General features: G+C 35.3%; 12 protein-coding genes. 7 read left to right on the top strand and 5 right to left on the bottom strand.

Annotated elements, in window-relative coordinates; all coding sequences use genetic code 11:
- Nucleotides 1–169 precede the first annotated feature (169 nt).
- The 3 genes from SAGCYANO_RS50485 to SAGCYANO_RS50475 all read right to left on the bottom strand — a co-directional run bounded on the left by SAGCYANO_RS50485 (nucleotide 170) and on the right by SAGCYANO_RS50475 (nucleotide 1,386).
- The gene (locus SAGCYANO_RS50485) at nucleotides 170–361 is read right to left on the bottom strand and encodes a zinc ribbon domain-containing protein (protein ID WP_375339960.1); all 192 of its coding nucleotides are present in this window, start codon (nucleotides 359–361) and stop codon (nucleotides 170–172) included.
- Nucleotides 362–479: 118 nt separating this feature from the next.
- Entirely contained in the window at nucleotides 480–1,223 is a 744-nt protein-coding gene (locus SAGCYANO_RS50480) for an RNA-guided endonuclease TnpB family protein (RefSeq protein ID WP_202221548.1), read from the bottom strand.
- Nucleotides 1,198–1,386, bottom strand: a complete 189-nt coding sequence (locus tag SAGCYANO_RS50475) for a helix-turn-helix domain-containing protein (RefSeq protein WP_202221547.1) — start codon at nucleotides 1,384–1,386, stop codon at nucleotides 1,198–1,200. The genes SAGCYANO_RS50480 and SAGCYANO_RS50475 overlap by 26 nt, the downstream gene beginning before the upstream one ends.
- 306 nt (nucleotides 1,387–1,692) lie before the next feature.
- Here SAGCYANO_RS50475 and SAGCYANO_RS19285 point away from each other — a divergent pair, with 306 nt between their 5' ends.
- Together SAGCYANO_RS19285 and SAGCYANO_RS19280 are read left to right on the top strand one after the other, a co-directional pair.
- Nucleotides 1,693–2,517, top strand: a complete 825-nt coding sequence (locus tag SAGCYANO_RS19285) for an ABC transporter ATP-binding protein (protein WP_202221546.1) — start codon at nucleotides 1,693–1,695, stop codon at nucleotides 2,515–2,517.
- Between the two features lie 645 nt (nucleotides 2,518–3,162).
- A complete protein-coding gene (locus SAGCYANO_RS19280) occupies nucleotides 3,163–4,614 on the top strand; it encodes an MlaD family protein (protein WP_202221545.1) in 1,452 nt (483 codons plus the stop codon).
- Between the two features lie 1,240 nt (nucleotides 4,615–5,854).
- On the opposite strand, the gene SAGCYANO_RS19275 is transcribed toward SAGCYANO_RS19280, so the two are convergent.
- Together SAGCYANO_RS19275 and SAGCYANO_RS19270 are read right to left on the bottom strand one after the other, a co-directional pair.
- Entirely contained in the window at nucleotides 5,855–5,998 is a 144-nt protein-coding gene (locus SAGCYANO_RS19275; RefSeq protein WP_202221544.1) for a hypothetical protein, read from the bottom strand.
- A gap of 202 nt (nucleotides 5,999–6,200) precedes the next feature.
- Nucleotides 6,201–7,160 carry a 3'(2'),5'-bisphosphate nucleotidase gene (locus SAGCYANO_RS19270; RefSeq protein ID WP_202221543.1) on the bottom strand — a complete coding sequence of 320 codons (960 nt, stop codon included), beginning with the start codon at nucleotides 7,158–7,160 and terminating at the stop codon, nucleotides 6,201–6,203.
- A 3,036-nt stretch (nucleotides 7,161–10,196) separates the two neighbouring features.
- Between SAGCYANO_RS19270 and SAGCYANO_RS19265 the strand changes: the two genes are divergently transcribed.
- From SAGCYANO_RS19265 to SAGCYANO_RS19245, 5 genes are all read left to right on the top strand, one after another.
- Nucleotides 10,197–11,009 carry a creatininase family protein gene (locus SAGCYANO_RS19265; protein WP_202221567.1) on the top strand — a complete coding sequence of 271 codons (813 nt, stop codon included), beginning with the start codon at nucleotides 10,197–10,199 and terminating at the stop codon, nucleotides 11,007–11,009.
- Between the two features lie 164 nt (nucleotides 11,010–11,173).
- Nucleotides 11,174–11,581 (top strand): caspase family protein, encoded by a 408-nt coding sequence (locus tag SAGCYANO_RS19260; protein WP_202221542.1) that lies wholly within the window; start codon nucleotides 11,174–11,176, stop codon nucleotides 11,579–11,581.
- A gap of 145 nt (nucleotides 11,582–11,726) precedes the next feature.
- Nucleotides 11,727–12,380 (top strand): DUF4200 domain-containing protein, encoded by a 654-nt coding sequence (locus SAGCYANO_RS19255; RefSeq protein ID WP_202221541.1) that lies wholly within the window; start codon nucleotides 11,727–11,729, stop codon nucleotides 12,378–12,380.
- Nucleotides 12,381–12,708: 328 nt separating this feature from the next.
- Nucleotides 12,709–13,254 carry a hypothetical protein gene (locus tag SAGCYANO_RS19250; RefSeq protein WP_202221540.1) on the top strand — a complete coding sequence of 182 codons (546 nt, stop codon included), beginning with the start codon at nucleotides 12,709–12,711 and terminating at the stop codon, nucleotides 13,252–13,254.
- 494 nt (nucleotides 13,255–13,748) lie between these two features.
- Nucleotides 13,749–15,506 (top strand): SNF2-related protein, encoded by a 1,758-nt coding sequence (locus SAGCYANO_RS19245; protein ID WP_202221539.1) that lies wholly within the window; start codon nucleotides 13,749–13,751, stop codon nucleotides 15,504–15,506.
- Nucleotides 15,507–15,684 lie beyond the last annotated feature (178 nt).

Genomic DNA, 15,684 nt, shown 5'->3' with positions numbered 1-15,684 from the left:
TTAGCCTTAGCTTGATTAAGGACAAATTTTACAAAAATAATATCTACAATAAAGAATATTCTGGCAGTATTATGGCGCTTCAGAAATGACATACTCCCACACTAAGTTGGCGCTATAGTGTCGGCTTCTCGCTTCGTAGCCCTGCCATTGCATCGGGCAAGCGCGTGCTTTAAAGACGTCTGGGCCCTACCGCCCCATTTTTGATATTTATCGCTGCATTTAAGTCGCGGTCTATTACTATGCCGCAGTGCGGACAAGAATGGGTTCTTTGAGATAATTCTTTATCGACTTTTTTTCCACAGTTTGAGCAATCTTGGCTGGTATTTCTGGGGTTCACTGCTATAGTTTTCACCTCCAGCATTTGCCTCCTGCGGAGGAGCTGCGCTAACGGCTTTGACAGTTAAAATAGACAAGAATTGGCCCCCAAATCGCATCATTAATTGATTTACTCAAATGAGTCTTTGCTAGCCCTTTTATGTTTAAGTTTGCCTCCGGCACGCCGCTCCGCGTCTACGTGGGCAATAACATCCGATGAGTGATAACAATTCATTGGCTGTTTTGAAATGAAAATCTTTACGTTTATCGGCAACCTTTTTATGTTGTTTCGCTACAGCTTTAACACCCTTTAGCCATCTTTTACTTCCTTTTTTCTTTCGAGATAAACGTTTTTGTAGAGTCTTTAATCGCTGCTGAGAAGAGCGATAGTATTGAGGTATGGGGACAGATTCTCCTTCACTTGTGACTAAAAATTCCTTCAGCCCCATATCGATTCCTAGAGTATTTTTTAATGTAGGTTTAACATTACAACTCAAAGCTGGAACTGATTTGTCTTCTATGGATAAAGTCACGTAATAACCATCTGCTTTACGACTAATCGTAACAGTTTTAATTATAAACCCTTCTGGTATTGGACGATGCTGAATTAACTTTACCTTGCCAATTTTGGGTAAATTAATTTTATTTCCTTCTATGCAATCAAACTTGATTTGAGGATAAGTAAAGCTACGATAACGGCTTGTTTTCTTAAACCTTGGTCTTCCTAATTTATATCCACTTTTATTTGCTTTAAACCATCTATCAAAGACAAGCTTTACCCGTTTTATGCAATCTTGTAACACCTGAGAATGAATCAGCTTGTACCCCCGAAACTTGTCTTTGGTATTGACCAAATCTTTTTTTTGAGAGTAATAATCTGGATTATCTCTTAGTTGAGGAATTGGCATGCACCTTGGGGCAAGAGTTAACTGAACAACGGTTTTCTTCCCACCATGAGAATCTTTCACTTAACCGATAATTGTACTGCCGACGCAACAGTTCCAACCACATTTCTATTGTGGCTAACTGTTCTTTATTAGGCCTTAATTTATATTGGTAGGCAGTGCCCATGGTGGAAAATTTCCTGGGTTATAGCAAGATAATAATACAAATTTTTTAACTAGGGCGGCTGACTAAATCTCAAAGTTTGAGACTCTTATGATGCCCCCTTGCTATACTGCCAACAAAATCTGTTATGGCGCTACGCATTAAGTTTAGGACATCAATAGAAGCTGTTTGCGCAGCATTCCGTAGGAAAACCCTTTTTTACTTAATCTGTTGCCTATTGCCTGTTGCCTGTTGCCTTGCGCGTAGCGCTATACTTACTGCCTGCTTTTTTAAGGCCAATAAATTATTGTTGACTGTTAAGTGTAAACGATGAATCACGAACCTATAATCGAACTGAAAGGAATTAGTAAATCATTCGGGTCTAATGTTGTTTTAGATGAAACAGACTTAACAATTTATCGTGGAGAAGCATTGGCAATTATTGGTCCATCTGGAACTGGTAAATCCACAGTTCTGAGAATTATTGCTGGTTTATTGACTCCTGATGCTGGAGAAGTTTATGTCGAGGGACAGCGACGAGTTAGATGGATGGATGATTTGAAAGATCCAATTACTATTGGTATGGTCTTTCAAAATGCTGCTCTGTTTGACTCGTTGACAGTAGAAGAAAATGTGGGTTTTCTTTTGTATCAACAGAGTAAGTTACCACATTCCCAGATTCAGGAGTTGGTGCAGCACAAATTGGAAATGGTGGGGTTGGGTAATATTGGCGATCGCTATCCGGCAGAGTTATCTGGTGGGATGCGTAAAAGAGTGAGTTTTGCAAGAGCAATTATGACTAATCCAGAAAATCCCCATGATGACCCAGAAATATTATTATATGATGAACCAACTGCGGGCCTAGACCCCATCGCTTCTACTGTAATTGAAGATTTGGTACGTCACTTACAATATGTAGATGGTGGTTGTAGCACTTATGTAATGATTACTCATCAACATAGTACCATTCGTCGCACAGCAGACAGAATTGTATTTCTTTATCAGGGTAAAGTGCAGTGGGTTGGTACTGTGGATGAAATTGATACAGTGGACAACCCTTTGGTACAACAATTTTTTACAGGTAGTGTCGATGGACCAATTCAGGTCTTGGATAGAGGTTTGACTGGAAGGCAAGGAACACAATTGCCAAATTAAACCTACATTCCGCAGGACAAAACAATGTAAGTCAAAAGTCAAAATTCAACAGTCAAAAGTAAGATAAGTCAAAAGTCAAAAGTATAGCGCTGTGCGCAGGCAACAGGCAACAGCTCCGGAAGGCAACAGGGAACCCACCCCTAACCCCTCCGGTGGAGGGGAATAAAAAACCGATAATATAAGATTTTTAGCTATTGGACAGTTCTTGTCATTTGTAAATATGCCAGCGCACATTGCTATAAGAATAAAATCATAGTGGCCAATAGGAGTCAATGATTCATTTATTAATTGATAATGGGTAATTACCTCTGGTTAAAACCGTTACAGAATTGAATATAAGGAAATCAGATTTCTTCTCTAACGACCGCTTTTTTCTCCTTAAAAGGAGAGGCTTTAAACTTCTGGTAATTAATTATCCATTATCCATTATCCATTGGTAAGTATTTATGCTTAATATTTAACTAAGAATTTGACTCCCGATCAAGGTAAATGAAGATAATTTATATAGTATAAATACTTAAGTAAGCTACGGATTTTATACTAATTTTTATGTTACAAATTGAAGTGCGGAATGTGGGATTAAAGGCCAGAAAAATTAATAGATTTAGAATACAACTATAGCTTATTGATAATTTTGGGGAAACTATGCGATCGCGAACAGCTAGAGAAGGTTCAGTTGGTTTATTAACTTTGTTAGGGTTAGGTTTATTTGGTGTATTGGTGCTTTGGTTGAGGGGAGTAAACTTAGGCCAACGTAGTTATAAGGTAATAGTGGAATTTGAAAGTGCATCTGGTCTGGAGTTAGGCACATCGGTTAGATATCGAGGTATTAATGTTGGACAGGTAGTAGGAATTAAACCAGGGCCAAATGGAGTAGATATTAGTTTAGAAATTAAACCTGAAGATTTAATTATTCCTCGTGATGTGTTTATTCAAGCAAATACATCTTCATTTATTGGTACTGCAGTGATAGATATTACTCCTAGAGGTGGAATACCAGAATCAGAAATTTCTGCTGGTCCTTTATCTTCTAATTGTCCGGAAATAATTATCTGTAATAATGACCGTTTACAAGGGCAAGCAGGAGTAGAAATACAGCAATTATTAAGAGCAGGAATTCGTTTAATCGATCTATATAGTGACCCAGAGTTATTTAGTAATATCAAAATAATTGCTGAAAATACAGCTAATGCTTCTGCAGAAGCTTCTAAGCTAACAAAAGAACTGGCTGATTTATCAGAAACTATTAGAGGAGAAGTGCAAGGTATAAGTCAATATTTAAGAGAAGATGTTGATGAAATAACAGGAATTCTTAGAGCAGAAGTGGGTGGTTTAACTCAAACTTTAGAGGGAGAAATAGGTGGTTTGACTAATACTTTGGAAGGGGAAATAGGTGGTTTGACTAATACTGTAGAGAGAGATTTGGATAGTCTGACGAAAACTGTAGAAAGAGAAGTAAATGATATTTCTAATGGCATAGCAAATGTGACTAAAGCTATGGAAGAATCTACAGCAAAAGTTTCTGAAGCAGCGATCGCTTCTGCAAATTCTGTGGAGGAAGTAGCGAATAAATTTAGTTTAACAGCAGAGCAGATTAATTCAATTGTTAATACAAATCGTTCTACTCTTATCGCAACTTTAGATAATATTGAGAAAACGACGGAAGAGTTAGCAGTTTTAATGGATAGTTTAAGTCCGATAGTTGACGATATAGAAAGAGGAGAATTGATTGGTAATTTAGAAATATTATCAGCAAATGCTGTAGAAACTTCTGCTAATCTACGAGATATTTCTAGTGATTTAAATAGTTCTACAAATATAATTATGTTGCAACAAACATTAGATTCAGCCAGAGCAACATTTCAGAATGTGCAGAAAATGACATCAGATTTAGATGATTTAACTGGGGATGATAGATTTAGGAGAAGTCTTAAACAAATTATTAATGGATTAGGTGATTTATTCTCTTCAACAAAGCAGTTAGAGCAGCAAACTCGGATGGCAAAAAATATTGAAACTTTGTTAAAAGATAGTGGCAGTTCAGAGGTTAGTAAATTAGACATTTCCGGAAAAGAGGGAGTAGGGAGTAGGGAGTAGGGTTCAAGAATTTAGAATTTAGAATGCGCGAATTTAGAATTACCTATCCTTTAAAAGAAGAGGATTGAGTCAAAGGAAAATTTTTCTTCATCTTGGTCGATGGTCGGACAGCTCCGAGACCCGTTCTTGCAGACCCGCTCCGAATGGCGCCATCCCTCGACTGCTTTTTATTCTCTTAAAAGAGGAGGCTTTCAACCACAATTTTTCGGTAAATAATTGATAATTTTTGTGCGATAATTGATTTAATTTTTTATGATTGGAGATGTCTATTATGTCTGTCTAAATACAGGGTAGGGAGTAGAGATAATAGAGATATTTTCCCTGTGTAAAAGGATAGGTTTTTTCATCAGTAATTATCCGGACTTGATATTATAGAAACCGCCTGGTTATTGTTTGATAAGAGGAGGCTTTCAACCACAATTTTTCGGTAAATAATTGATAATTTTTGTGCGATAATTGATTTAATTTTTTATGATTGGAGATGTCTATTATGTCCGCTTGAATACAGAGTAGGGAGTAGAGATAATAGAGATATTTTCCCTGTGTAAAAGGATAGGTTTTTTCATCAGTAATTATCCGGACTTGATATTATAGAAACCGCCTGGTTGGTGTTTGATAATTAGTGCGAGCATCTTGGGAGCGTAAGGAAAAGTAATTAATTACAGCGGTTCCCGTTGCCCGTGAGGTACACCAGTCGCGGGCTTTCCGGCCCGCATTAAAATATTTGCATTATTTACCCTGTACCTCATTTGCCAGAAATATGCTGTAATTATTAATTATTGAAGAAAACTATGAGCGATCGCTCTATAGAACCCCTAACCGGATCTTTTCTTGAAATACATTGGCTGACAGAAAGCCGTTTTCAGTAGCCTAACAACTATAAGGGTTGCTGGAAACCGAAAAATTATGAACTTAGGACTATAAAAGCCTGTCGCAACTTATTACTCTATTAAGTTGTTATCTGTCAATAGCCATAATTACTTAAGCATTTCTACTTGTCTAAAATTTCTCGTTTTGAGATTATTCACCTTTGCCAAAAATATAAATATTCTGGATGATATTAACGTAAATACTTGCTTGTAGCTTTATTCAAGACAGAATTTTTTACTTTTAAACACAACATTGGCACAATATCTTATGTACAGACTATGATACCAAATGCCTGAAATAACGCAAGTGCGTGAAATATTTTGTAATAATTTGGGGAAAATCGGAACTTGTTTGATTAAAATAAATAATTTTAATTACTGACGTGATAAGTTAAATCTATAGTTTTCCCTTCTTGTCTAATTTTGAGGCGTGAAACTACTTTTGGATGATTGGCGATCGCCTGACTGACAAAAAAGAGAAAATCAAAGATACACTTAGGGGTTCTATAACTCAAAATTTACAGCAGATTCCACTAGGCGTGAGATACACCCATAGCGGGCTTTCCGGCCCGCACTTGCATTCATTTAATTGTTAATATCTGTACTTCATGTACTTGGAATCTGCTGTAAGTAATATGAAAGGCGAACGGCCGAAAGCTTGCGCAGAACTATCGAATGGCGCCCCTACTGACTTTTGACTTCCGTGAAACGCTATATTTATTCCTGCAAAGCAGCTAAAACTTGGTCGTGAATTATCCCATTACTAACAACCACACCACGGTTATCAACCATCTTCGCTCCATCAGCAAAATTTAACGGTTTACCATGAAGATCGGAAACACGTCCTCCAGCTTCTTCCACAACGATCGCTCCAGCAGCATGATCCCAAATATTCTCTCGATAGTTAGGAGACTTCGGTGAAGGCAAACGCAAATATAAAGCAGCTTGCCCAGATGCCACAATACCATATTTTGCTTGAGAGTCTACCCGTACAGAAGGCGCAGTAATTCCCGCAGCTTTCGCTACTGCATTCTGACGGTCTTGGTCGCCGTGGGAACTTTCCACACTTTCCACAAACCGGAGATTAGTAGTATCACCCGCTTTCACCACATGAATAGGAGTCAATTCACCTCCTGCTATTGGCATCATTGCTGCTCCTTCACCCCGCACCGCTACATACAGCATTCCTGGTTGATTATTTTCTACTGGCATTGCTGGGCAAGCTAACACCCCTACTTTAACTTCTCCTGCTTCCACCAATGCCAACGCTACTGCATATTGGTCTTGACGTAAAAACCCTTTTGTGCCATCAATGGGGTCTAAAGTCCAATAACGAGGTCCGACTTTACCGTTACCTTGGTTAATCCACTGTACTATTTGTTCTGGAGTAGCATCTGCTATCTGTTCTTTTACATAATTTGTCACTTTTGTCAAATTTTCTGCCATCTCTGGAGTTTGTAATTCAGTGGCGTCTTCTTCTCCTACCACTGGGTCGTCTGGAAAGCTCTCACTCAAGGCTTTACAAATCAATGCTTGAGCGCCATAGTCAGCAACAGTCACCGGACTTTTATCACCTTTTTCCATTGCAGGGGGAATGTTTCCACGAACCTGTTCGCAGAGTTTTGCTGCTGCTAGAGCAGCTTCAATTGCTATTTGTTTTTCGCGTTCGTAAGCCATGAGTAGTTTTAAATTAAGTACTATTTATAGCATATTTATAACATATACCAGTGTTTGAATATTTAGAACTTGGTTTAGTCCCCAAAACTTTAGGAGTTAAGCATTAGACATCTTCTCCAAAAGAGGAAAAAGGGCACAGAGAACAGGGAAGAATAATTGATAATTTCTGGATAATAATTGATTTAATTTTTGATTTTTACCGAATAATTAGGGTAAAATACCTCTCCTTTCAAGGAGAAACAATGAATTAATTTTCCTTTGATTAAAGAACAGGAAAAAGGGCACAGAGAACAGGGAAGAATAATTGATAATTTCTGGATAATAATTGATTTAATTTTTGATTTTTACCGAATAATTAGGGTAAAATACCTCTCCTTTCAAGGAGAAACAATGAATTAATTTTCCTTTGATTAAAGAACAGGAAAAAGGGAACAGGGAACAGGGAAGAATAATTGATAATTTCTGGATAATAATTGATTTAATTTTTGATTTTTACCGAATAATTAGGGTAAAATACCTCTCCTTTCAAGGAGAAACAATGAATTAATTTTCCTTTGATTAAAGAACAGGAAAAAGGGCACAGAGAACAGGGAAGAATAATTGATAATTTCTGGATAATCATTGATTTAATTTTTGATTTTTACCGAATAATTAGGGTAAAATGCCTCTCCTTTCAAGGAGAAACAATGAATTAATTTTCCTTTGATTAAAGAACAGGAAAAAGGGCACAGAGAACAGGGAAGAATAATTGATAATTTCTGGATAATCATTGATTTAATTTTTGATTTTTACCGAATAATTAGGGTAAAATGCCTCTCCTTTCAAGGAGAAACAATGAATTAATTTTCCTTTGATTAAAGAACAGGAAAAAGGGCACAGAGAACAGGGAAGAATAATTGATAATTTCTGGATAATCATTGATTTAATTTTTGATTTTTACCGAATAATTAGGGTAAAATGCCTCTCCTTTCAAGGAGAAACAATGAATTAATTTTCCTTTGATTAAAGAACAGGAAAAAGGGCACAGAGAACAGGGAAGAATAATTGATAATTTCTGGATAATCATTGATTTAATTTTTGATTTTTACCGAATAATTAGGGTAAAATGCCTCTCCTTTCAAGGAGAAACAATGAATTAATTTTCCTTTGATTAAAGAACAGGAAAAAGGGCACAGAGAACAGGGAAGAATAATTGATAATTTCTGGATAATCATTGATTTAATTTTTGATTTTTACCGAATAATTAGGGTAAAATGCCTCTCCTTTCAAGGAGAAACAATGAATTAATTTTCCTTTGATTAAAGAACAGGAAAAAGGGCACAGAGAACAGGGAAGAATAATTGATAATTTCTGGATAATCATTGATTTAATTTTTGATTTTTACCGAATAATTAGGGTAAAATGCCTCTCCTTTCAAGGAGAAACAATGAATTAATTTTCCTTTGATTAAAGAACAGGAAAAAGGGCACAGAGAACAGGGAAGAATAATTGATAATTTCTGGATAATCATTGATTTAATTTTTGATTTTTACCGAATAATTAGGGTAAAATGCCTCTCCTTTCAAGGAGAAACAATGAATTAATTTTCCTTTGATTAAAGAACAGGAAAAAGGGCACAGAGAACAGGGAAGAATAATTGATAATTTCTGGATAATCATTGATTTAATTTTTGATTTTTACCGAATAATTAGGGTAAAATGCCTCTCCTTTCAAGGAGAAACAATGAATTAATTTTCCTTTGATTAAAGAACAGGAAAAAGGGCACAGAGAACAGGGAAGAATAATTGATAATTTCTGGATAATCATTGATTTAATTTTTGATTTTTACCGAATAATTAGGGTAAAATGCCTCTCCTTTCAAGGAGAAACAATGAATTAATTTTCCTTTGATTAAAGAACAGGAAAAAGGGCACAGAGAACAGGGAAGAATAATTGATAATTTCTGGATAATCATTGATTTAATTTTTGATTTTTACCGAATAATTAGGGTAAAATGCCTCTCCTTTCAAGGAGAAACAATGAATTAATTTTCCTTTGATTAAAGAACAGGAAAAAGGGCACAGAGAACAGGGAAGAATAATTGATAATTTCTGGATAATCATTGATTTAATTTTTGATTTTTACCGAATAATTAGGGTAAAATGCCTCTCCTTTCAAGGAGAAACAATGAATTAATTTTCCTTTGATTAAAGAACAGGAAAAAGGGAACAGGGAACAGGGAAGAATAATTGATAATTTCTGGATAATAATTGATTTAATTTTTGATTTTTACCGAATAATTAGGGTAAAATGCCTCTCCTTTCAAGGAGAAACAATGAATTAATTTTCCTTTGATTAAAGAACAGGAAAAAGGGAACAGGGAACAGGGAAGAATAATTGATAATTTCTGGATAATAATTGATTTAATTTTTGATTTTTACCGAATAATTAGGGTAAAATATCTCTCCTTTTAAGGAGAAACAATGAATTAATTTTCCTTTGATTCAATCCTCTTCCTTTTAGGGAGAGGTAATTATCAATTATCAATTATTCATGATCAATTATCAATTATTGAAAAGACGTATATTAGACATCTCCTATAATAAAAACAGGACTTACGCAAAAGACGAAAATATAGATAATTTGTAGAGGTTAACGGCCGTTAACCACTATATTTTGTGGTTATGCGTAATATCATGTTCCCCCGGAGGGGGAGCTGCGCTAACGGTTGAATACTTATAAATAACTGTTGTGAGGAGTCAGGAGGACCGAGTCAGGAGTCAGGAAGAAAGAAAGGATAAAAAGAGGAAATATTGGAGATGGGGTATTGATAATTTCAGTATTTCTTTAGTACTCTCGGTATTGTTAGTCCTTAAACTTGATTTATCACTAATTATCCGAATATGATATAAGTCCCGCAAAAATAAAGTCAATTATGCCACAGAAATTATCAATTATTTTCCCCTACTCTCTACTCCCTACTCCCTACTCCCTACTCCCTCTTTTCTAGGAGATGTCTATTATGATTATTAATGATATTTGACTTTATTAATAATGATGCACAATTTTATCCCACCAGAAAGATTTTTTCCCTATCTCACCTGGCAAGATATTGAAACAATGCCAAATAAGGAAAATGTAGTAATTATTCAACCAGTGGGTTCTATTGAACAACACGGTTTTCATTTACCTATAATTGTTGATTCGGCGATCGCTACTTTTATTACAGGTAAAGCACTAGCTAAACTCGACTCTAATATTCCTGCTTACGCCTTACCAACTCAATATTACGGTAAATCTAACGAACATTGGCATTTTCCGGGTACTATTACTCTCACCGCTCAGACTTTGATGGCAGTATTGACAGAAATGGCTGAAAGTATCTATCGTTCTGGGTTCCGCAAATTGGTATTTTTGAACGCTCATGGCGGACAACCACAAGTTATCGAAATTGTGGCGCGAGACTTGCACCAGAAATATGAGGATTTTTTGCTATTTCCGCTTTTTGCTTGGCGCGTACCCCTGCCTAACGAAGAGTTGTTTACGCCAAAGGAAATGGAATTGGGAATTCATGCAGGAGATGGGGAAACCAGTATGATGTTGTCAATATTGCCGGATACGGTAAAAATGGATAAGGCAGTAACGGAATATCCTCAAGATTTGCCTGAAGACAGTATGTTAAGTATGGAGGGAAAGTTGCCTTTCGCTTGGTTAACCCAGGAGTTAAGTTGTAGTGGGGTGTTGGGTGATGCAAAGGTAGCAACGAAAGAAAAAGGCGATCGCCTTATTGAAGCTTTGACTGATAGTTGGGTGCAGGTTATTCGGGATGTTTATAAATTTCGGCAGCCAAAACAAAAACCTAACTCTTGATTATTAAGTGGAGATAAGCAACACTGAGAACGGGAGCAAGATGCTCCCACTTTCTATACCACTACAATGCACTATTACCAAAAAACGATTATGTTAAAATTTTTTATAGCCAACTTAACTTGATTACGAAACAATCAAATTTCATAAGTTAATAAAAGTGAATCATGACTAATCAAACCTTTTCTAATGGCTACGCATTACTAATTGGCATCGGTGCTGATTTACCTGTTACTGTTCAAGATGCTACTGCTCTACATAATATATTGATTTATCCTGGTAAAGCAGCTTACTCAAAAGAACAAGTAGTATTACTCACAGAAACTTCAGCCACTCGTTTAAAGATTCTTGCTGCATTTGACTCATTAATTGAACAGGTGAGTCACAATCCTGAAGCTACGGTAATTGTCTATTATTCTGGTCATGGAGTAAAAATTAATAGTCCAGATGGGGAAAAGTATTTTTTAGTTCCTTATGGCTTTAAGATGAATAATCTTGAGGATACAGCAATTTCAGGCAAAGAGTTCACTGAAAAGATAGAAGCTATAAATGCTCGTAATATCATGTCCGGATAATTAGTGATAAAAAAACTTTCTCCTTCTCTTCTTCTTTATTTCCTCCTGACTCCTGACTTCCCCTCCTGGGAGGGTTAGGGGTGGGTTGACTCCTGAGGACTCCGTCATTTATTTATAACTGTTCAACCGGACATGATATAAGTTAGTGGTTTTCTTAGATTGCTGTCATGCTGGAGGTCTACCCCAACTGAAGGATATAGAGAAAAGTTTTGTTAAGTCACCTGTTCCACCTGACCTGATGAATATTTTGAAATCAGGTAGTGGTCGAGTAGTGGTTGCTTCTTCAAGGGAAGATGAATTATCGTATACTGGTAATCCTTACAGTATCTTTACTGCTTGTTTACTAGAGGGAATGCAAGGTAAAGCATCTGTTAATCAGGATGGTTATGCTCGTATCCTTGATACCTTGATTTACCTATTTGACCAAGTTCCTAAACGAACAAATAATTCTCAGCACCCCTTCGTAAATAAGGTTTTAGAACTAGGCGATAACTTTCCTATCTGTTACTATGCAGGCGGTAGTAAGTTTACAACAGGAGAGTTACCTTTTATTGAATCTATTGGTACAACAACTAATTTAACATCTGGAAAACGACGACGAATGGAGCAGAAACGAGATTCCCTAGAATCAGACTACAACTTACGCAGTGAAAAAGCAAAACGAATGCGAGCAGACCTAGCTATTGAAAGTGCAACAGCAGTTAAGTTTCAATTAGAAAAACAGCTTTTGGAAGAAGAGGCTAAAATTGCTGAATTGGAGGATGAAATTTCTGCTATTGAACAATTTATTCTTGAATAAAACTAATATTATGGTTCAACAATTAATAATGAATAATTACCTCTTCTTTTCAAGGAGAGGATTGACTAATAATGAAAATTTTTCTTCTCTTGGTCGATTGGATATGGCGAGGAGACCGCTCTTATCAGAGCCGCTCCGCTGTTAGCGCAGCTTTGCGATAGCAAACGCCATCCGGAGACCGCTTTTTATCCCCTTAAAAGGGGAGGCTTTAAACCACAATTTTTCGGTAAAAATAATTGACAAATCAACTAAAATCGCAAATAATTATATTGGTTGTACTGAAAGCTTAAAGTCAAACAATTTTATTTTTATTTCTTTTCTGAAACTAATGAATATTAACGATATCAAAATAGCTTTTATTTCTTGTTTTGATTTTGAAGACGGAAATGTGATTAGAGGTTCTATACTTGTTACAGATTACGAAACTAAGCCACTAGAATTTCGAGTCACTGAACCAATTCGTCCTACAAATTTTCAAGAAACTTTGTACGGTGAACTGCTGAAAGAGCATATTTTTGTAGAACTAATAGCAGCTCCTTTGTTAACTGCAACTGAGACAAAAAGCCAGCTCATCCTAGTACAAGAACCACTATTACTGGAAATTAATACTAGACAGGAGATACCTACTATTTTAGTTATTAGGGAAGACGAACCACAATATGGTCTCAAAACTTCCACGGTTCAATTAAATTCTATAAATTCAAATTATCCTCCTCTGATTTTAACGACTTCAGATAACTTTAGTACAGAACTAGAAAGTATAGCAAAGCAATTAGAATCAATATATTATCGAAGAAATATACTAGAACCATTTGATCGTAGTCAGTTAGCTTGTCAACAAGTGCATGAGCAGAACGATAAAGGAGTAGAATAATATCAATGGGGGTGATACGTTATTTTGCTAAACAGATAACCAGGCAAATTTCTGGAGTTAGAAAACCAGCTTGCTTTCGCATATATTTTGAGATACCTATTCCACTAATTTCAAATAATTTATGTTTCACTATTTCAAAAGTCCGAGTTTCTAATAACCTTTTGTTTGTTGTTCCAAATATACTAAAAATATATGAGCCAATTCCGAATCCTAAAAACTTTAAAATTTCTGAAATTCTGTTCCTTATTCCACAACCTACAAATTTTGATTACACCGATATTTTTCATACGAATAAAAACCTTAGCGGCAACCTAATAAAATTAATTGTTCAGCCTAAAGTCCTTAAATATAATTTTCAATTTCCGCAGACACATATTTCAGATAACCTACTTGAGCTGCTTAAAGTAAAAAAAGTTGATGGGAAAGTTTTTGAAGATGAAAATCAACAAATTAGAAAAAACTTATCTGGACTTGGAAATGAAGAAAAAAAACTTTTGATCGAGCAAGCTCAGAAAGCTAATTATTTAACTAACCAAGTAGATTACTGGGATTTATTAAAACCTTTATTACAACCACCTTTATCATTTGATTTTTCAGATGAGTTTGATTTATATCAACCTTTAAGAGGTTATCAGCAACAAGGAATATTGTGGTTAATCAAAAAAAATTCAGCTTTACTAGCAGACGAAATGGGTACAGGTAAAACTGTCCAAACAGTAAATGCAATACGTTTTCTTTTTAGACAAGGAAATATTAAATCTGCTTTGATAGTTTGTCCTCCAGCAGTAATTGGTAGTGTCGCACTAACTATTGAAACTGAAAAGCCAGAAGGATGGAGCGGTCATTGTTATCTTTGGACACCAGAACTTTATGTAATAATTGTTAGAGGAGGTAGTAGAAAGCGCCGTAAATTATGGGAAATACCAGCTCATATATATATTACAACCTATGATACTCTCCGTAATGATTTATCAGAAAATGTATTAGTTGATTTGAATAAATTTGATTGTATTATCTTAGATGAAGCTCAAAATATAAAAAATAGAAATATTGGTCGTTCTAAGGCAGTCCGCAAGTTAAATTCTAAATACAGATGGGCGTTAACTGGTACACCAATTGAAAATAGTATTGAGGATGTTAAAGCACTTTTTTCATTTATTAATCCCGATTTATTTAAGACAGAAAATAATTACTCAAATGAAGAAATTAGAAGTACGATAGAACCATATACACTGCGTAGATTAAAGCAAGATGTTTTAAAAGATTTGCCTGAAAAAATTTGCCAAGAAGATTGGTTAGAGTTAGATGAAAATCAACAAAAGGTTTATGATGAAACTCTAAATGCTGGCCGCCAAAAGATTCAAACTATTATTAGTAATCAAAGTGAAGTTAAAAAAACTCATATATTTGCCCTCCTCAACAAATTGAAGCAAATTTGTAACTTTGCCAAGGAAAAATACACCAGTCCGAAGACAGATAGATTGCTTGAATATCTCGGCATAATAGTAGCGAATAACCAGAAAGTTATCATATTTTCTCAGTATGTTCTCGAAGGAGTTGATAAACTTGCAAAATTGTTAACTGAGAAAAAAATTAGGTTTGTTTTGTACAAGGGTGGAATATCTGAGGAAAACCGAAATCAAATAATTAGTGATTTTCGCAGCAAGCCAGAAATAAATGTTTTTCTTGCCACTATTCAATCTGTAGGCTTTGGTTTAACTTTGACAGAAGCTTCTTATGTAATCCACTTCGATCATCTCTGGAATCCAGCAAAGATGCAAAATGCTGAAGATAGAGCTCATAGAATTGGACAAACAAAAAGCTTAACAGTTTATAGTTTTTGGATGAAGGATACCATCGAGGAAAGGATTAAGAAGAAATTGATTGAAAAACGTTTACTTGTTGAGAATATAATCGATCCTCTTGCTGTTGAAGCAATTGAAAATTCTGTAACTACAGAAGACTGGTTAGATATTTTCGACATCGAAACTCCTCAGAAAATAAAGGCTAAATTACCAAGTCAAGAGTCTATAAAAGCACAGAAAAATCAACGTCTACAAAAGGAACTAGATAGTCTTCAAAAGCAATATGACGTATATAGTGAAAAGATAGCTACTCTCCGAGAAGATTTAGTAATTACATCTCATACTGCTCAAAAATTTGAATTAGAAAAAACAATTGAAAAGCAAGAAAGAGAAAGAAAAAAAGTGGAGGATAAAATTGAAGAATTAGAGGATAAACTTGGATACTGAATTTCAGGTATTTTTCGACCATAAAATGTCTAACTACCACTAATAGACATCTCCAAAAATCAAAAATAAAATCAATTATTATCCATAAATTATCAATTAGATCAAATCTACTTAATTGGAATAAAAAAAATTCTCCAATTGCTATAACTACGCTCATCTTTCTAATTCTTTCTTATCC

The organism is Okeania sp. KiyG1, from assembly GCF_014132355.1.
In the GTDB taxonomy this organism is placed as follows: domain Bacteria; phylum Cyanobacteriota; class Cyanobacteriia; order Cyanobacteriales; family Microcoleaceae; genus Okeania.
This window is presented reverse-complemented; position numbering and strand designations above follow the sequence as displayed.